The 16,712-nt window shown below is 69.2% G+C and carries 15 protein-coding genes and 3 pseudogenes; 9 read left to right on the top strand and 9 right to left on the bottom strand.

Features of this window, described 5'->3' with window-relative positions; all coding sequences use genetic code 11:
• Window positions 1-124: 124 nt before the first annotated feature.
• From ACLJT4_RS32620 to ACLJT4_RS32610, 3 genes are all read left to right on the top strand, one after another.
• On the top strand, window positions 125-640 hold the full coding sequence (locus ACLJT4_RS32620) for a flavin reductase family protein (RefSeq protein WP_411127848.1): 516 nt from the start codon (window positions 125-127) through the stop codon (window positions 638-640).
• Window positions 641-776: 136 nt separating this feature from the next.
• The gene (locus ACLJT4_RS32615; RefSeq protein ID WP_411127846.1) at window positions 777-2,033 is read left to right on the top strand and encodes an MFS transporter; all 1,257 of its coding nucleotides are present in this window, start codon (window positions 777-779) and stop codon (window positions 2,031-2,033) included.
• 86 nt (window positions 2,034-2,119) lie between these two features.
• Window positions 2,120-3,250 (top strand): LLM class flavin-dependent oxidoreductase, encoded by a 1,131-nt coding sequence (locus tag ACLJT4_RS32610; protein ID WP_411127845.1) that lies wholly within the window; start codon window positions 2,120-2,122, stop codon window positions 3,248-3,250.
• A gap of 417 nt (window positions 3,251-3,667) precedes the next feature.
• Here the strand turns inward: ACLJT4_RS32610 and ACLJT4_RS32605 are convergent, their stop codons facing one another.
• From ACLJT4_RS32605 to ACLJT4_RS32595, 3 genes and pseudogenes are all read right to left on the bottom strand, one after another.
• On the bottom strand, window positions 3,668-4,378 hold the full coding sequence (locus ACLJT4_RS32605) for an SDR family NAD(P)-dependent oxidoreductase (RefSeq protein ID WP_411127843.1): 711 nt from the start codon (window positions 4,376-4,378) through the stop codon (window positions 3,668-3,670).
• A 106-nt stretch (window positions 4,379-4,484) separates the two neighbouring features.
• A pseudogene (locus ACLJT4_RS32600) lies at window positions 4,485-4,739 on the bottom strand (leucine zipper domain-containing protein); the annotation flags it as partial.
• 11 nt (window positions 4,740-4,750) lie between these two features.
• On the bottom strand, window positions 4,751-5,683 hold the full coding sequence (locus tag ACLJT4_RS32595) for an NADP-dependent oxidoreductase (RefSeq protein ID WP_411127841.1): 933 nt from the start codon (window positions 5,681-5,683) through the stop codon (window positions 4,751-4,753).
• Between the two features lie 117 nt (window positions 5,684-5,800).
• Here ACLJT4_RS32595 and ACLJT4_RS32590 point away from each other — a divergent pair, with 117 nt between their 5' ends.
• Window positions 5,801-6,367: a TetR family transcriptional regulator gene (locus ACLJT4_RS32590; protein WP_411127840.1), complete on the top strand. Its 567-nt coding sequence runs from the start codon at window positions 5,801-5,803 to the stop codon at window positions 6,365-6,367.
• A gap of 518 nt (window positions 6,368-6,885) precedes the next feature.
• On the opposite strand, the gene ACLJT4_RS32585 is transcribed toward ACLJT4_RS32590, so the two are convergent.
• Window positions 6,886-7,584 carry a TMEM175 family protein gene (locus tag ACLJT4_RS32585; protein ID WP_411127838.1) on the bottom strand — a complete coding sequence of 233 codons (699 nt, stop codon included), beginning with the start codon at window positions 7,582-7,584 and terminating at the stop codon, window positions 6,886-6,888.
• Window positions 7,585-7,822: 238 nt separating this feature from the next.
• Between ACLJT4_RS32585 and ACLJT4_RS32580 the strand changes: the two are divergent.
• Window positions 7,823-7,933: pseudogene (locus tag ACLJT4_RS32580) on the top strand (IS5/IS1182 family transposase); the annotation flags it as partial.
• Between the two features lie 103 nt (window positions 7,934-8,036).
• Here ACLJT4_RS32580 and ACLJT4_RS32575 read toward each other — a convergent pair.
• On the bottom strand, window positions 8,037-8,162 hold the full coding sequence (locus ACLJT4_RS32575; protein WP_411127836.1) for a hypothetical protein: 126 nt from the start codon (window positions 8,160-8,162) through the stop codon (window positions 8,037-8,039).
• Window positions 8,159-9,922, bottom strand: a complete 1,764-nt coding sequence (locus ACLJT4_RS32570) for an FAD-dependent oxidoreductase (protein WP_411127834.1) — start codon at window positions 9,920-9,922, stop codon at window positions 8,159-8,161. Before ACLJT4_RS32570 ends, ACLJT4_RS32575 begins: the two co-directional genes overlap by 4 nt.
• Window positions 9,923-9,992: 70 nt before the next feature.
• Here ACLJT4_RS32570 and ACLJT4_RS32565 point away from each other — a divergent pair, with 70 nt between their 5' ends.
• Entirely contained in the window at window positions 9,993-10,826 is an 834-nt protein-coding gene (locus tag ACLJT4_RS32565; RefSeq protein WP_411127832.1) for a helix-turn-helix domain-containing protein, read from the top strand.
• Window positions 10,827-10,886: 60 nt separating this feature from the next.
• Here ACLJT4_RS32565 and ACLJT4_RS32560 read toward each other — a convergent pair.
• Together ACLJT4_RS32560 and ACLJT4_RS32555 are read right to left on the bottom strand one after the other, a co-directional pair.
• Window positions 10,887-11,075 (bottom strand): annotated as a pseudogene (locus ACLJT4_RS32560) (hypothetical protein); the annotation flags it as partial.
• Between the two features lie 616 nt (window positions 11,076-11,691).
• Window positions 11,692-12,183 carry a MarR family winged helix-turn-helix transcriptional regulator gene (locus ACLJT4_RS32555; protein WP_020929292.1) on the bottom strand — a complete coding sequence of 164 codons (492 nt, stop codon included), beginning with the start codon at window positions 12,181-12,183 and terminating at the stop codon, window positions 11,692-11,694.
• Window positions 12,184-12,398: 215 nt separating this feature from the next.
• Here ACLJT4_RS32555 and ACLJT4_RS32550 point away from each other — a divergent pair, with 215 nt between their 5' ends.
• Window positions 12,399-14,102 (top strand): chloride channel protein, encoded by a 1,704-nt coding sequence (locus ACLJT4_RS32550; protein WP_411128005.1) that lies wholly within the window; start codon window positions 12,399-12,401, stop codon window positions 14,100-14,102.
• A gap of 495 nt (window positions 14,103-14,597) precedes the next feature.
• Here ACLJT4_RS32550 and ACLJT4_RS32545 read toward each other — a convergent pair whose 3' ends face one another.
• Window positions 14,598-14,777: a helix-turn-helix domain-containing protein gene (locus tag ACLJT4_RS32545; protein ID WP_411128013.1), complete on the bottom strand. Its 180-nt coding sequence runs from the start codon at window positions 14,775-14,777 to the stop codon at window positions 14,598-14,600.
• On the opposite strand from ACLJT4_RS32545, the gene ACLJT4_RS32540 reads away from it, so the two are divergent.
• A complete protein-coding gene (locus ACLJT4_RS32540) occupies window positions 14,712-15,386 on the top strand; it encodes an MFS transporter (RefSeq protein WP_411128003.1) in 675 nt (224 codons plus the stop codon). The two genes, ACLJT4_RS32545 and ACLJT4_RS32540, sit on opposite strands and share 66 nt — an antisense overlap.
• A gap of 411 nt (window positions 15,387-15,797) precedes the next feature.
• Window positions 15,798-16,625 carry an aldo/keto reductase gene (locus ACLJT4_RS32535; protein ID WP_411127829.1) on the top strand — a complete coding sequence of 276 codons (828 nt, stop codon included), beginning with the start codon at window positions 15,798-15,800 and terminating at the stop codon, window positions 16,623-16,625.
• Window positions 16,626-16,712 lie beyond the last annotated feature (87 nt).

The following is a 16,712-nucleotide window of genomic DNA, read 5'->3' as shown; positions in this document are numbered from 1 at the left end:
CGCCCGGCCCCCCTGTCGCCCCGCCACACCAGGACCCGGCGCAGGGCCCGGCACGGCGACAGACGAACCCTCACCCGGCAGACCACGGCGCCCCTGGGCGCCCGGAACGGAGAACGGTCAACCCATGACACACCCGGCACCGGCCGGCCCGGAAGAGCTGGCCACTGCGGAGCTGCTGCGTTCGGTGTTCCGACAGCACGCGGCCGGCGTCGCCGTGATCACGGCCTTCGGCGACGCGCCCGTGGGATTCACCGCCACCTCGCTCAACTCGGTCTCTCTGGACCCACCGCTGGTCTCGTTCGGCATCGGCACCTCGAACTCCTGCTGGCCGGTCATCGCACAGGCCGAGTACGTGGGAGTGCACCTTCTGGCCGCCGAACAGCGGGAGTTGGGGGCCACGTTCGCCCGCAGCGGAGCCGATCGCTTCGCCACCTCCACCGCCTGGCATCCCGGCCCCAACGGCGTGCCCCTGCTGGACGGGGTCCTCGGGCGGCTCGTGTGCCGGATCGTCGCCCGCATGCCCGCTGCGGGCCACCGCATCGTCGTCGCCGAGGCCCTCACCGGCCGCACCTCGGGACCGGGCAGGCCGCTGCTCTACCACGACGGCGGCTTCCACCACCTGGCGCCACTGCTTCGGTGAACGCCAGGTCGGCGATCAGCACCAGGGGCCGGGCCTGAGAACCGAGCCGATAAGGGGAACAGTGAGGGAGACTCGATTGGGCACCGATACGAGGCGGTGCGGACGGGGCGGTCCCATCGCCCGTCCGCCGCTGCTCTTGAGGCTTGTTGACGGATTCGACATCCTTCGGCAGCCCAACTACCGCCGGTTCCTGACCGGGCAGGTCTTCTCCCTGGTCGGCACGTGGATGCAGCGGATCGCACAGGATTGGCTCGTACTGGAACTGTCGGGCAAGGACCCGATGGCGCTGGGCGTGGCGACGGGTCTGCAGTTCCTGCCGGTCCTCCTCCTGTCCCTGTGGGCAGGCGTACTCGCCGACCGCCTCGACGTACGCCGGGCCTTGATGGTGCTGCAGTCCCTGATGGGAATGTGCGCACTCGTCCTGGGGCTGCTGGAACTCACCGGTTCGGTACGGCTCTGGCACGTCTACCTGCTGTGTTTCGCCCTGGGCTGCCTTTCCGCGCTGGACGCTCCGATCTTCGAGTCGTTCGTGGTGGAGATGGTGGGCAAGGACGACGTGTCCAAGGCCGTCGCGCTGAACTCGACGACGTTCAACGTGTCCCGCGTCGTCGGTCCGGCTCTTGCGGGCTGGGCCATCGGCTGGTGGGGCACGGGTCCGGTCTTCCTGTGCAACACCGTGAGTTTCGCCGCGGTGGTGGCGGGGCTGATGGCGACCGACCCGAGCACCCTGCACCGCAGGCCCACCGCGCGGCGGGCTCGGGGACAGCTTCGCGAGGGTCTGCACTACACCTGGAACGATCCGGATCTGATGCTCCTGATGGGCCTCACTTTGGTGGTCGGCACGCTCGCCAGTTTCAGCACCGCCGTGGCGACGGCCGCTGCGAAGGTGTTCGGTGCCGGTGCCGGCTCCTTCGGGCTGCTGTCGACGCTGCTGGCGCTGGGCATGCTGGCCGGCTCCGTCATGACCTCGCTGCGCGGCAAGACCTCCCTGGAACGTCTGCGGATGCTGCTCGTACGGTCCGCCGCCCTACTGGGGGTACTGGACCTGGCCCTCGGACTCATGCCCGGCATCTGGCTCTTCGGCTTGCTGCTGGTCGGCGCCGGCACCGCAGCGACGGTGTTCGTCATCGCGGCACACACCACCGTCCAGATGTCGGTGAGCGACGAGGTGCGCGGGCGCGTCACGGGCCTCTACATGCTGGTGCTGCTCGGCGGCACTCCCCTCGGCGGCCCGCTGACCGGCTGGCTGGCCGACGCACTCGGCGGCCGGGCGCCCTTCGTCCTCGGAGGCGCGGCGATCCTCCTGGCGGCCGGCATCGTCGCAGCCGCGTTCCATCGCCGACATGGACGGACAGCGGCCGACGCCCGCACCGCCGGGCCGTCCACAACCTGACAACCTCCGCGAGCGGTGCTCCCCTCGCGCCGAAGAACGACCGGCAGCCCCTGACCGGGGCCCGCCCTTTGAGGAGACGACTAACCATGCCCGTGAGCTTCGTAGGCTCTGCCATGACCAACGACGGTTCGGAGACCCGCGCGCGTTCCGGCCCGGTGTTCGACAAGGAGTACACGCTGCGCCTCGCCCGGGCACACGAGGAGGCCGGCTGGGACCGCCTGCTGATCGCCTACCGTTCCAACTGGCCGGACCCCGCGCAGATCGCCGCATACCTCGCCGCGAACACCGACCACATCGAGTTCCTCGTGGCGCACCGGCCGAACGTGTCCTGTCCCACCTTCGCAGCCACCACGTTCGCCACCTTCGACCATGTCACAGACGGTCGGCTCACCCTGCACTTCATCAGCGGGGCCTTCGACGACGACCAGCAGCGCGAGGGCGACTTCCTGAAGAAGGACGAGCGTTACGCACGCACTCGCGAGTACATGCAGATCGTCAAGAAGGCGTGGACCTCGCACGAACCCTTCGACTACGAAGGCGAGCACTACCGCTTCCACGACTTCGTCAGCGACGTCTTCCCGGCGCAACAGCCCCGGCCCGCACTCTCATTCGGCGGCTCGTCGCCGGCGGCGTACGCGGTTGGCGGCGCGGAGGCGGACATCTACGGCCTGTGGGCGGAGTCGCTGGCCGGCACCGCCGAGCAGGTCAACTCCGTGTACACGGCGGCCCGAGCGGCCGGACGCACCGAGATGCCCCGTCTGCACTGCGCCTTCCGGCCGATCCTCGGCGCCACTGAGGAACAGGCTTGGGAGAAGGCGCACCGCGTCGTCGACCAGATCCACGCCCGCAAGCAGGGTCTGAGCAAGAGCGCGGACGTCGCCTCCCACCGTCTGCGCCAGCTTGCCGCGCAGGGCGAGCGCTTCGACCGCTGCCTGTGGACCGGGACCGTGGCCGCCACCGGCGGCGGCGGCCCCGTGGCGGCGCTGGTCGGCACGCCCGAGACGGTCGCGGCCGCGCTGCTCGACTACGTCGACCTCGGGGTGGAGATCATCGCGGCCCACGGCTACGACTACCTGGAGGACGCCGTCGAGTTCGGGCGCGAGGTCATCCCGATCGTGCGCGCGGAGGTCGCCAAGCGGGACGCCCTGCGGCAGAAAGCGGCGGGCGCCCCAGCCCCGACCGCAGACGCCGCCGCTCTGCGGCCGGTCGGCGGCTGAGTTCAGCAGCGCGTCCGCGAGCTGCTGGAACCGGGCCCCGCAGCGTGCCTTCACAGGGAGGGACCTTAGCGCCCCGCAGGCTGCCCGTCCGGCGCGGTGGCGCTTGCGGCATCCGGAGGCAGCCGCGGGTGACCAGGGCTTGGTAGTGGCGGGCTCGTTGTCGTAGCGGGTGGCCAGTGCTTTGTTGTGCTTGAGCCGAACGCGGAGCCCACTCCCTGGCCATCCGTCAAGCGGAACCACCCCGGACTCCATGAACGAGTCCGCCGCCTGCCCTGGCGTGACGTCCGCCTCGACTGGGTGTGCGTAGTTGGCCTACAGGAAATCCCGGTGAGTTTGATCGTGGTCGGCTGGCTTCGAGGCCGGGGCAGGCCGGCCTCGGTGAACGTTGCTCGTCGGAGCCGGGTGAGGAGTTGCGCGTCAGGGGCGGGGGTGAATGCCGATGCCGCCGGAGACGGTGAGGTTGTCGCCGGTGATGTAGCTGGCGGCGTCCGAAGCGAGGAAGGCCACGGCGTCGGCGATGTCGGCGGCAGCGCCGACGCGTCCGAGCGGGATGTCCTGGCCCCAGGAGTCGATCGTTTCCTGGGAGATGCCCATCTTGCCGTAGGCGGGGGTGTTGATCACTCCTGGGCTGATGGCGTTGACGCGGATGCGACGGGGGGCGAGTTCGAGCGCGAGGGACCGCACGAGAGGCAGCAGGGCGCCCTTGGCTGCTGCCATGGCGGCCCCCATCCCTCCGCCGACGCCCACGGTGAACACGATGGAGGCGCCTTCGCTGAGGAGCGGGAGTGCCTTTTGCAGGGTGAAGAAGTTGCCCTTGACGTTGATGTCGAACAGGGCGTCGAAGGTGTCTTCGTCGGTTGCTTCGATCGGGCCGGGGCGGGAGATGCCCGCGTTGAGGAAGAGCAGGTCGAGGGAGCCGAATCGCCGGCGTGCCTGGTCTATTGCCTGGTCGATGTCCGGCAGGGACCGGGCGTCGGCCCGCACGACTGTGATGTCTTCGGGAAGCCCGGCGGCGAGGGTGTCGAGGCCGGTGACCATGACGCGGTAGCCGCGGGTGTGGAGCAGTTCAGCGGTCGCTTTGCCGATGCCGCTGGTTCCGCCGGTGATCAAGGCTGCAGGTGCGGACATGATGCGTTCCTTTGCGTGTTCCTGGGAGGTGGACGGGGATCGCTGAGCGATCCAGGCTGTGGGGCGGGGGAGTGTGCTGCAACGACCACTTGGATGTGAAGGAAACCCGCTCGCGTCGTTGAGCGCAGATCCGTTCCTCCACGTCGGCGGGCGTGCGGTGTGGAGTGGCGCGGGGCCGGCTCGTGCGGTCGCACAGGCCCGCATCGCCCTCGGCCCGCCAGTGCCGAACCCACTTGTGGGCCGTAGCCCGGGAGATGCCCCTCTCGTCAGCGACGTGGGCGACGGGACGTCTGGCCCGGAGACGGTCGACCAGGAGTCGGCGGCCGTGAACGGTCGGCCGGGCGTGGGGATGTGACGCCAATGCCCCTGAGGTCACTCGGTCGTGATGACAAGCTTGCCGCCCTTGGGCGTGCCGTCGCGTTCGAGCTCGGTGAGTGCCGCGATTGCTTCCGCGAGCGGCACCGTACGGGCGATCGGCACCCGCAGTGTGCCGCGTCCGGCGGCGCGCGCGACCTCCCCGAGGTCCTCCGTGACGGGTCTGGTGATCAAGACGTTGTACGGGCCCGGCAGTGCGCTCTTTGCGATGTTCGCGGGCGTGGGATGGATGCTGACGATGCGTCCGTTTGGCTTCAGCATCTTCTTCGCTGCGTCGGTCGGGAGCGTGTCGGCAGTGTCGACGACGAGGTCGAATCGGCCGCTGAGCGCCGTCGGGTCGAAGTCGAATTCGACGATCGGGTCGAGGCCGAGGTCGCGCGCGTCCTGCGTGGCGGTGGCGCGGCAGCTGCCTCCCACTGAGGCGCCGTGCGCCAGCGCGATCTGGGCGCCGGCTCGGCCGACTCCACCGAGGCAGCCGTTGATGAAGACCGATTGCCCGGGCTGCAGCTTTCCCTTCTTGACGACGGCTTGGAGTGCGGTGAGGCCAACGGTCGGGATGGCGGCGGCCTCCTCGAAGGAGAGTTCCGCGGGCTTCCTCACAACCCCTCTCTCCGCGGCCAGGACCATCTCGGCGAAAGCTCCCGATGCCTTGATCGACGCCCCGCCGAGCACTTCGTCGCCGACGGCGAGCCGAGTGACGCCCTCGCCGACCGCCTCGACGACGCCGGCGAAGTCGTAGCCCAGTGCGCGCGGGAACTTCCGTCCGGTCACCATCTTCATGGCGCCGCTGCGGATACCCCAGTCCATCGGGTTGGCCGCGGCTGCCCGCACGCGGACCAGAACCTCCCCGGAACCAGGACGAGTCGGCTCGAAATCCTCCAGACGCATGACTTCGGGGCCGCCGTACTGGTGGTACTGGATGCGCTTCATCGGTGCCTCCACAAGTGATGTCATCGAATGACATCACTCTACCACGGCGATGTCATCGAGTGACATCACGGTGAGCAGGGCGGGGCGTCACGAGGTGCCATCACCTAGACTCGCGGCATGGGACGGTGGAAGCCTGGGGCCGGTGACCGGCTGCGCGAGGCCGCGCTGTCGCTCTATCTGGAGCGCGGCTTCGAGCAGACGATGGTGGCGGACATAGCTGAGCGGGCGGGCGTCACCGCGCGCACGTTCTTCCGGTATTTCGCCGATAAACGCGAGGTCCTCTTCGGCGATTCCTCCGCCCTGGAAGAGAAGTCGCTGGCTGCGCTTGAGGGGTTGCCGACCACGACGTCGGCGCTGGATGCCGTCGCGGCCGTACTCGAAACCGTGGCCCAGATGGTGGGTGTCGACCGTGAGCTCGCCCGGAAGCGACAGGCCGTGATCATGGCCAACGCCGATCTCCGCGAACGCGAGTTGATCAAGCTCACATCCCTGTCGACCGCCCTGGCCGACAGGTTGCGACAGCGAGGCATCGGCGACATCGAGGCCAGCCTGGCCGCCGAGACCGGCATCGTGGTGTTCCGCGTCGCCTGCTCGCGATGGGTCACCGCCGCCGAGGATCAAGTCCTGCAAGACGTCATGCGCGAGACGTTGGACCGACTGCGGGCCCTGGCCGCCAGCGGCTGAACCACATTCCGGCTCGCCCACGCCCGTCGACGTGGAACAGCCAGTCCTCGCCCACTCGCCATCTGTCAACAACGCTCGTGGTCAATACGGCTGGCGCACCGGCCGTGGACCCTGCTGAGGTTCGGGGAAAACCGGTCGGGTGGGCGTCGGGGCTCGCTACGGCCCGGCCGTGCCGGCGAAGTTTCTGACCGATGAACAGGCCGAGGCGTACGGGACGTTCACCGAGGCGCCCACGCGTCCGGAGGCGCTACTCCGATACCAGCAACCTGACGAGGGACTCGCCCACTGCCGCTGACACGCCCCCACCGGCAGGTGAGACGGAGGGCAGCTGTCCGCCTCAGCCGGGTGAGCCGCCGAAGCACGCCGACCCGATCAAGACCGAGGCGCGGGGAGCAGTGGGGCCGGCAGGTGGTCTCCTGCCGGCCCCACCGTGTGCACCGTGGCCGCCGAATCCCCGAGCCGCAGGGCAGATGGCCCCAGGGCTCAGGCGGATACCCGGGCACTGGCCGTTCCGATGGTCAGCGCGAGCGGCGCCGGCCCGTGAAGCGCACCCGCCCCGGCAGGATCAGTAGCAGCAGGCTGTAGTACTGCAGCATCGGTACGGCGAGGGCGAGGGCGAACGCGACGACCACGGCGATGACGTTGATGTAACTGTCGGTGTACAGGCGCGCGATCCTGAGGCGGGCTTCTTCGCCATCGCCCTCGACCATCCCCGGATTGCTCTTCAGGACCTTCAGCATGGCTAGCCGGCACACCATGCCGACCAGGAGCACCGCGTAGTAGAACGCCGCCACGAACCGGTCGCGGCCGAAGGCGCCGATCATCTCCGTCGGGAGTGGTAGCACGACGACCGACAGCAGCCACCCCATGTTCCACACCGTCAGGGAGCGGGTGGCCTTGATGACCGTCGAGAAGGCCCGGTGGTGCTCCTGCCAGATGTTCGCGATGACCGCGAAGCTGAGCAGGAAGCTCCAGACCTGGTCGAGGTGACCGGTGATCACCTCGCTGGCGCCCTCGTGGGCGGACGCGACCTCGGGGACGAGGTCCACCAACGGCAGGATCAGCAGGGTGATGGAGATCGCGGTCACCGCGTCGGTGAACAACACCAGCCGCTCTCCCGAGAGACCCCCCTCGATCCTGTCCGGGGCGGGAACCGACGGCTCTCCCGGGCCGCCACGTCCCGTTCCGGTCTCGTCGATGACGCTACTGGCACCCATGTGTTTGCACCTCTCTCTTGTCATGCCCGCCGCCCCTGCCATCGCCACCGGACCCTGCTGGTCATGGACGTTCCAACGAACTGCGCGGGCTCCACCCACGGAGGCAGCGAGAAGTTGACAGAGTCCGCAGCCGCTGCCCCCTACGCACAGGGGCATCCTGTCGAGGCGCGGGCGATTGGGGCGTTCGGATTATCAATTGGTTGTTCAAGGTTAATCTTTGGTGAGTCCTTGAGGAGTCTGGCTCTCCAACTGCCGCCACCTGCACCGACGCTACGAGCGCAAGCCCGAGCCCTTCCTCGCTTTCACCGCCGTAGCCACCAGACGGATCACCTACCGCCGACTCACCAACGGCAACGACGTCTTGGCCGGGAAGTCGGGTGAACTCCTTGCGGGGGTCGGCGAAGCTGGCGAAGTGGGCGCGATGGAAGCAGCGTTGGCCGCACAGTCACGGACTATCCCGGACCGATTCGGACGGTCGCGTCAGGGGCGAGCAGAGTCGGCAGTTCTTCGAGCGCCGAGTCGTCGTGCACCGCCCGGTCCGACAGGCCGATGGACCGGTCGAACGTGGTGTCCGTCATTGCGCGGCAGCTCCTTCGGTGGTGGCCGCCGCCTTTTCCAGGAGCTCCGGATCGAACAGTGTGTCGGGGTGACGCAGCATGTAGGAGACGTTGTTGAATGCCCGCGACACATCCGCATCGGCGAGGGCGGCGCCGGCGATCTGCGCCATGACCCGGCGCTGCTGCCGTACTTCCTCCGGCACCTCGGTACCGTTCTCGGCGTCGATGCGGGCGGCGTCACCTCCCGCGGACACGGCCCAAGCCGCGTCGACGACCACCTGCTGCAGACGGAAGAACTCCATGGCCGCTTCGTCGAGATCGGTACCGCTGTCGAGGTAGGAGGCCAAGCAGGAGGCGTGCAGCGCGGCGGAACTCATGCCTTGGCCGTAGACCGGGTTGAAGGAGGCCACGGCGTCCCCCATGCTGACCAGGCGCGCCGGCAGGCAGCCCGCTTCGGCGAAGTGACGGCGCCTGTTTTCCGCTTGACGGTACGTCACCACCCCACGGGTGACGCCGCCACTGGTGATGTCGCTGAATATCGCGGGCAGCGCGGCACAGCGCGCGCGAAACTCGTCGAGCGTCCTGCCTGGCCGGTTGTCGCCGTAGCCCATCAGCATGACGAGCCACTGCTGCTCTTCGATCGCGTTCGCCGCCGCGACGGACACTCCGCCCGACGGGTACTGCGGCGTGAACAGCTGCAGTACGGTCGCCACTTCCAGCTCCGGGAACTTCACTGGGCGCTCAAACAGCGCGGTCGCGTAGTTGACCGGGGATTCCAGCCGTTCGAGCCGGGGCTGGTCGTAACCGTCCTGCCTGAGCCAGTTCGACAGCCGGCTGGAGCGTCCCATCGCGTCCACGACGAAGTCCGCCGCGAGGTCCCCCTCCGCCCGCTCTCCCTGATCTCCGTTCCCAGGCCCGGCGAAGCGCACGCCGACGACGGCGCCGTCGCCGTATCGCAACCCGGTCGCCTGCGCCCGCAGGACCGAGACATTGGGCAGGGCGGTGACCCGGGCCCGGACGAGAGTCTCCAGCAGAGGACGCCCGACCGCGAGGAACTGGTGGCCCACGCCGTCCGATGCCTGCCGGATGTCGTCGTAGCCGACAAACTGCTTGTCGGGTCCGACGAGCGACGCGCCCCGGTCCTGCGCCTCCTGCGAAACACCGGGAAGCCACCGCTCGATCCACAGCCGACCGGCCGGCAGCAATGTGTGCACCTGCTGGTCCTGGGGCACCCCGGAACGCGACTCGGCCTCCGCCGATGTCTCGTCGGGCTCGACGATGACGACCCGGCGCGCGCGGTCGGAGAGCACCCGTGCCGCGAGGAGCCCCGCGATGCTCCCGCCCATCACGCACGCTGTGTCGAACAGAACGGGTACGTCGTGCGGCGGCTCAGCGCCCACCAGACTCTCGAAGAGAGTCACCACGGATTCGGACACCGAATACTCCAGTTGGTGAGTGAAACAGACCTGGACAGGCGGATCAGCGCCCAGGCGCTCGGAACCAGGGCCCCGGAGGTCCGGCGAAACCTGCTCGTCCCAGAGGAGAGAACCCGCTCGTGCCGGGGAGGCGAGCAGGCGCCCGATCATGATGACAAGGCCCGGACGCCGGCGACTTGTACCAGTCGGCCCCGTGCGTTGTACTTCCTTGCCACCCAGGGCCGCACGGTGAGCCTTGGCCGGGGCGGTGGCCAGGGGGAGGAGTAGCTTGGTCCGGATGCGCACCGAAGTCAGCGGGTCTCCTTGGCGGATCGGGAACCCTTCCACACCCTTGGTCGACGTCACCGTGCCGTATGCGAACGAGAACCGGAACTCCGTGCTCCTCAGGGAGTGGCGGCGTCAGGGGGGCGAGTCGGTGCCGGCTCCGCCCATGCGGCTGCCGCGGCACAGCGAAGGGACCTACCGCGCCCGCATCTGGAAGCAGAATCTGCTCGACCTCTTCCTGGAGGACCAGTGCAGCGACGCGGTCGCGGGGGGCACCGGGGGTCCTGATGGGCACCTCGAGGACCGGATCGTGACAAGTGTGACGCTCAGCGGTGAGTGGCGGTTCGCCACGAAGGGGCAGCGAGCCACGGCGACGGCCGGAATGCTGTGCGCGCGTAGGAACGAGGATCTCTGGGACTTCGAGGTCGCCCGGGGCACCCGGGCGATCACCCTGGTCCTTCCCGCGAGCGAGATCCGCTTCCCGGCGAACACGCGGGCGGTCACCGCGGAACAGGCGTCACCCGCCGCGGCCCTTCTGCTCGCCCACCTCCGTCTCTGGGCGGAACTGGCGGACGGACTCGGTGCCGCCGCAGCCGGGGCCGCCCGCAACGCGACCCTGGAGCTGTTCAGAGGACTCATGAACGACCAGGTCATCGACGACGCGGAGTTCGCACCCGCGCTCCTCAGGGCGGCGATGGACCACATAGAGGCCCGGCTGCTCACCGACCCCGACCTCGCCCCCAAGGGGATCGCGGCGGCCCTGAACGTGTCCGTCCGCACCCTCTACCGCGCGTTCGGTCAAGGGGGCACGTCGTCGGTCATGGGATACGTGCGCGAACGCCGACTCGAACGCGCCAGGGCAGAGCTGCTCTCGACACGCCTCACCGTCTCCGAGATCGCCGCCCGCTGGCATTTCGCCGACAGCAGCCATTTCGTCAAGGCATACAAGAAGCGATTCGCCGAGACTCCCGCCGCAGGCCGGTAGCCCGCAGAGAGTGTTTAATCCAGGTGGATTACCCCATATTCCTAGGTCGTGTCTGCACAGTCATGGCAGCCAAAGCCGTAGGCAGGCGAGGGTCACCAGCACTTGGTAGTGGCGGGCCCGTTTGTCCGCGATTGCTGAGACGGCGAGGGTGCCGTTGAAGACGTAGTGGTGTTTGTCGTGCCTGCTGGCCACTGCGCGGTGCTGCTCCCATTTTCTGACGCGTCGCTCGACAGCGCTGCGGTGACGGTACTGGACCGTTTCGAACAACCATCAGACTTCGGCGAGCGTCAAACGCTTTTCCGGCAGCGACCGCTTTCGCCGCACCTTCTATATCACGCCTGCCTGTCCCCCCAGACATGCACCGCCAATGGCCGCATATCGCCATCAGGAATTTCGGCCTGGGAATCTGCCGAAACGAGGATCCCGATTGTCGCATCCCGCATGTGCATAATGACGGTGCCGTGATGCCGGATCGCTTGAGCTTGATACTCGCCATTCCGTAGGCTTTCGACGGGCGCCGTGGAAAGGGTTGGATGGGGCTTCCAAGTCACGATGCCGAGCAGTGGCAGTGGTGCCGCCCCGTATCAGTCCCGTCGGTCCAAAGTCTCAACGAGCCTGCGGAGTTCGCGCGACCGGCGGCGGGACATCACCAGCATCGCCGCATCGAGCAACTCGCGAGCCTGCCACGGGTCACCGCAACATGCCCACTTCGTGCAGCCACCGCTCGTACTCCCACAACCGTCGATTCGGCTGGCGGACGAAGCTCCGCCAGCGCACCATCGCCGACCCGGTCGAGCCCGGCCACAGGTACTTCTTCTGGCGTTCGATCCGTCGAACCTCGCGTCGGACGGGGCCTGGCGGTTTGTTAGCGGGTGGTGTTGTCGGTCCAGCCCAGCGGGTAGGCGTCGGGGCCGGCGCTGGGTGCCGCGGGTTCGTCGGCGGCTTCGGCGAAGGCGGTGAGGGCGTCGACCAGGGCCTGCCCCTGGTCGGGGTCCATGCGGCTGACGATGGCGGTGATCTCCTCGCGACGGCGGGCGGTGACCTCGTCGACGATCCGGCGTCCGTCCTCGGTGAGGTGGATCAGGGATTCACGCCGGTTGTCGGGGTTGGGCTGCCGTTCGGTGAGGCCAGTGGCGGTGAGCCGGTCGATCATGCGCATCGCGGTGGACGGGTTGACACCGAGGATTTCGGCCACCCCTGACAGGTTGGTGTCCCCGTGTGCGGACAGTGCGATCAGCAGGCGGAACTGGGGGAGGGTGACCTTGTCCTCAGCGGCCGCCAGGGAGCGTGCGGAGACGCCCACCAGCACGCGCGAGGCGGTCAGCACCGCCCGGGTGACCTCGTCCACGTCCGCCATGTCCGGTAACGCTCCCTCGCCCTCGATCATGTTCCTTTCTACCTCGGACGCGGACGCCCTTGACATCGTTTGCATAATGCAAAAAGAGCGAGGAGAGGAAAAATATGACCGGCATAGATGCGGTGCCCCCTTCCGACACGGTCGCGCAGACCTCGGTCGTCGAGGCACGGCCCCCGTCCCTCACGGCGAGGCTGCGCGGAGCGTCGTGGGGAGTGTTGGTACTCGCCATCGTGGTGGGTGCCGGTGCCGGTCTGGGATCGATCGCCTTCCGCTGGCTGATCACCACGTTCACCCACCTCTTCTCCGGCCACGCCGACTACGCGGGCGCCGGCGGCAGTGCGAACCCGCACGTGCCGTGGCTGGGACCGGCCTTCGTCGTCATCACCCCCGTCGTGGGCGGACTCCTCTACGGGCCGTTGGTCGACCGGTTCGCCAAGGAGGCCCGGGGCCACGGTGTCCCCGAGGTCATGCTCGCCGTCGCCCAGCGCGGCGGGCGGATCAATCCCCAGGTCTCCGTGGTCAAGGCGCTCGCCTCCGCGCTGTGCATCGGCTCCGGCGGGTCGGTCGGCCGGGAGGGGCCGATCGTCCAGATCGGCTCCGCACTCGGCTCGACCCTGGGGCGGATGGTGAAGGTCCGGGACGAGCGGATGCGGCTGCTGGTCGCCTGCGGCGCGGCCGGCGGCATCGCCGCCACCTTCAACGCCCCCCTGGCCGGCGTCTTCTTCTCCATGGAACTGATCCTGGGCGCCTTCAGCGCCGAGGCGTTCGGCGCCACCGTGCTCGCAAGCGTCACCGCCAGCGTCATCGGCCGCGCGGCGTTCGGCGACACCGCCTTCCTCACCCTGCCCCCGTTCCACGTCCAACACCTCGCACAGTACGGGCTGTTCGCCGTGCTCGGTGTCGTGGCCGGAGGGGTGGGCGTGGGCTTCACCCGCGTCCTGTACTGGATCGAGGACGCCTGCGACTGGGCCTGGCACGGCCCGGAATGGCTGCGACCCGCCGCCGGCGGACTGCTCCTCGGCCTGGTGCTGCTGGCCCTGCCCGAGATGTACGGCGTCGGCTACCCCGTACTCCAACACGCAGCCCAGGGCGGCTACGTCGTCGCCTTCCTCCTGCTGCTCCTGGTCGGCAAGGTCGTGGCGACCAGCCTGACCATCGGCATCGGCGGCTCCGGCGGCGTCTTCGCACCGAGCCTGTTCATCGGGGCGATGCTGGGCGCCGCATACGGCACGATCGCCGGCCACCTCACCCCCGACACGGCCGGGAGCATCGGCGCCTATGCCCTCGTCGGTATGGGTGCGGTCTTCGCCGGCGCCTCGCGGGCACCGATCACCGCCGTCGTCATCCTCTTCGAACTCACCGGCCAGTACTCGATCATCCTGCCCCTGATGCTCGCCGTCGTCCTGGCCACCGCCACCAGCCGCCTGCTCTCCCGCGACACCATCTACACCCTCAAACTCCGCCGCCGCGGCATCGACCTCCATGCCCCCGCACCCCACACCACCCTCGGCACGCAGACGGTGGGCACGGTGATGGAGGCACTGCCGGCACCACTGACCGCGGACACCGACCTTGCAACGGCGGCAGACCTGCTGGTCCGCTCCGACCACGGCGTACTCCCCGTCCTCGACGACCACGGCCGCTACGCGGGCACACTCACCGCACGCACCGTCGCCGAAGCACTCGCTGACGCACCAGACGCCCAACCGCCACAGGCGGGCGACCTCGCCCAGGCAGACCCGGCCCTCACCACGGACATGCCGCTCGCCACCGCCCTGCACGTGTTGATCACTGCCACCGGCACCGGCCTGGCCGTCCTCGACCCGGGCAAGGAACACCTTCTCGGCTGGCTGACGCACCAAAGCGCCCTCCGGGCTCTGCACGGTGCCACCCCCACGCCGACAGCCTCCGTGGCCTGAAGCGGCGCGGTCGTGGCCCGCCCGCGCGCCGCCCAACCGCCACAACGGGGGCCGACCTGCCCCGGTGCGAGGAGCCGTTTTCGACGATGAAGAAGACCCGATTCACGCTGGCGTAGGGTTCGTTGCCCATCACCTGCTCAACCAGTCTCATGAACGGCACGATGCCTGTGCTCTGTTCGCAGTGGCCGAAGACCTCGGCCTGGTGGATGTCGTAGGCGGCCAGGTGGGCCAAGGCGCCGCCGCGCCCGTAGGCGTGGTGTGGTTGACGCGCATCGGACGGGCCTGGCCCGGGGCCAGGGTGGGATGGCAGCGACAGCGGGCCTGGATGGAGGTCTGCTCATCCGCGGAGATGACGAACTCGTCCTCTCCGAGCGGCGTGCCATCGAAGACGCGCGCGTACCGGTCCAGGACTCGTTGAGCGGTGGCGCGGAAGCTCGGGTCGCGGATGAAGGTCCAGGAACGGTGCTCCCGAGGCTTGAGTACGTTGTCCCTGAGTCAGCGGCGCACGGTGGAGGCGGAGTTCGAGTCGGTGACGGCCCGGGTGACGGCCTCGCGTGCGAGCTCGGGGCACGACCAGCGCGAGAGTGGGGCTCCGGACTCGGTGGGCAACTGGCAGGCCAGTGCCTTGACTTCGGCGATCTGCAGCGCGGTGAACGTCGGAGGCCGCGCCTCCAACTGGGGCTGGGCTTTTCGCCGCTGAAGGCGGGCCTGTCCGGGCTGCCGCTCTCCCTGCTGCTGATGGCCGGCGCCGGCGTTTCGATGCAGGTGCTGGTGCCGCGCTTCGGCCGCGGGGTGCTCCAAGCAGGCGCACTGATCGCCGCGGCCGGGATGGTCCTCTTCGCGTGGCTGACCGGCCACTACGGCACGGACATCACGCTGTGGCAGACGATGCTGCCGCTGGTGCCGATGGGGATCGGCATGGGCCTGATCGTCGCACCGCTGGCGGACATCACCCTGTCCGACGTGCCGCACCAGCACGCCGGTTCGGCCTCCGGCCTGAACAACACCACCACCCAGCTCGGCCAGGCCGTCGGCACCGCCCTCTCCTCGGTGATCTTCTTCAACCACCTGGGCGGCGACGGCAACCCCGCCACCCATGCGGCCAAGATGCCGGACGCCTTCGCACACACGCTGCCGTACGTCGCCGCCGCCTTCCTCGCCGCCTTCGCGCTGCTGTACGCGGTGCCGCGCAGCGCCGGGCGCAAGGGTGCCGACGCCGTCGGCGGTGCCTGCGCCAAGGAGCAGGACGGGCAGCCGGCCCCGGAGGCCACGCTCGCCCGCTGACGTCGGATCGGCCGCGCCAGAGCGTGATCGTCGCTCAGCCGATGCGGGATGAGGGTGTTCACGAGGGCGTCTCGCGGGCTTGCCCCGGGTCCTGTTCTGCCAAGAGGGCGCCGCCTCACGAGAAGGGGTGCGACGGTCCGCGCGCGGGGACGCACGGCCCTTCAACCGGACATTCGCTGACCTATTGGGCTTCTAGGGTCGGGGCACAGCCGGGCCGCGTCCGCTGACCGTGACAGCGCGGTACCGGCCACCGAACCTGACGCTCGTAGGGCTGCGCGGCCGGATCCGCAGCCGGCAGGCTCCTGCGACCACCTTCTGAACACCCTGTTCCGGCACCACTGCCGGCAACCCGCGCCGGCTCGCCGCCGAGATCCGTCCATGACCTCGTGACCTACTGGAGGAAGGACCCCCATGCGTTTCCCCCTGGCAGACGCCACCGTCACGCGTGCCCGCCCCGGGCCCGTGCAGGTGCGAGGCCGGCCGGCGATTCCGCCGCTCGGCTTGGGCACCTGGCAGCTCAAGGGCGACGACGCCTATCGGGCGGTCTCGCTGGCCCTGGAGACCGGCTACCGGCACATCGACACCGCCACGCTGTACGGCAACGAGGAAGCGGTGGGGAAGGCGCTGGCCGCCAGCGGGCTACCTCGCACCGAAGTGTTCGTGACCACGAAGTTCGCCCAGCGGCAGCCCGGCAGGGAGCAGGACGCACTGGAGCGGTCGCTGGGCCTGCTCGGCCTGGAGCAAGTCGATCTGTGGCTGCTCCACTTCCCGCTCAAGGACCCGAACGAGAACGCCGCGGTGTGGGATAGCTTCCTGGCCGCAGCCGAGCAGGGCCTGGCCACCGACGCAGGAGTGAGCAACCACGGCCTGGCCCAGCTCGACGCGCTGACCGCCGCGACCGGCCAGGCCCCGGCCGTCAATCAGGTCCGCCTCAATCCGCCGCTGTACGACCCGGCCGTGGTGGCAGGACACCACCAGCGCGGAGTGGTGCTGACAGGACACAGCCCGCTCCGTCCGCGCAAGCCCGGACTGGACCACCCCGTCCTCGTCCAGATAGCCGCCGCGCACGACGCGACCCCGGCGCAGGTCATCATCGCCTGGCAGCTGGCGCACCGGATCCCGGTGATCCCCAGGTCCGGGCGTCCGGAACGCATGGCCGAGAACTTCCACGCTCGCGGCCTGGAGCTCAGCGCCGAGGACATCGGCCGCATCGACGCTCTCGGGAAGCCCGGACGGTGAGCGGACACCAGGGGCCGACGCGCTGCGGCGACACGCATGGCCCGGCATTTGCTGAGGGCGACCAGCAGGGGAGACCTCTGCGCTTGG

Origin of the sequence: Streptomyces sp. x-19, assembly GCF_046549115.1 — a bacterium.
In the GTDB taxonomy this organism is placed as follows: domain Bacteria; phylum Actinomycetota; class Actinomycetes; order Streptomycetales; family Streptomycetaceae; genus Streptomyces; species Streptomyces albulus_C.
Note: the sequence above shows the minus strand (reverse complement) of the source record. Positions and strands in the feature narration are given on the sequence as shown.

Excerpts from the sequence above, each read along its gene's own strand:
- ACLJT4_RS32620 (WP_411127848.1), top strand. The coding sequence starts at position 125 with ATGACACACCCGGCACCGGCCGGCCCGGAAGAGCTGGCCACTGCGGAG.
- ACLJT4_RS32610 (WP_411127845.1), top strand. The coding sequence starts at position 2,120 with ATGCCCGTGAGCTTCGTAGGCTCTGCCATGACCAACGACGGTTCGGAG.
- ACLJT4_RS32605 (WP_411127843.1), bottom strand. The coding sequence starts at position 4,378 with ATGTCCGCACCTGCAGCCTTGATCACCGGCGGAACCAGCGGCATCGGC.
- ACLJT4_RS32595 (WP_411127841.1), bottom strand. The coding sequence starts at position 5,683 with ATGAAGCGCATCCAGTACCACCAGTACGGCGGCCCCGAAGTCATGCGT.
- ACLJT4_RS32590 (WP_411127840.1), top strand. The coding sequence starts at position 5,801 with ATGGGACGGTGGAAGCCTGGGGCCGGTGACCGGCTGCGCGAGGCCGCG.
- ACLJT4_RS32585 (WP_411127838.1), bottom strand. The coding sequence starts at position 7,584 with ATGGGTGCCAGTAGCGTCATCGACGAGACCGGAACGGGACGTGGCGGC.
- ACLJT4_RS32575 (WP_411127836.1), bottom strand. The coding sequence starts at position 8,162 with ATGACGGACACCACGTTCGACCGGTCCATCGGCCTGTCGGACCGGGCG.
- ACLJT4_RS32555 (WP_020929292.1), bottom strand. The coding sequence starts at position 12,183 with ATGGCGGACGTGGACGAGGTCACCCGGGCGGTGCTGACCGCCTCGCGC.
- ACLJT4_RS32535 (WP_411127829.1), top strand. The coding sequence starts at position 15,798 with ATGCGTTTCCCCCTGGCAGACGCCACCGTCACGCGTGCCCGCCCCGGG.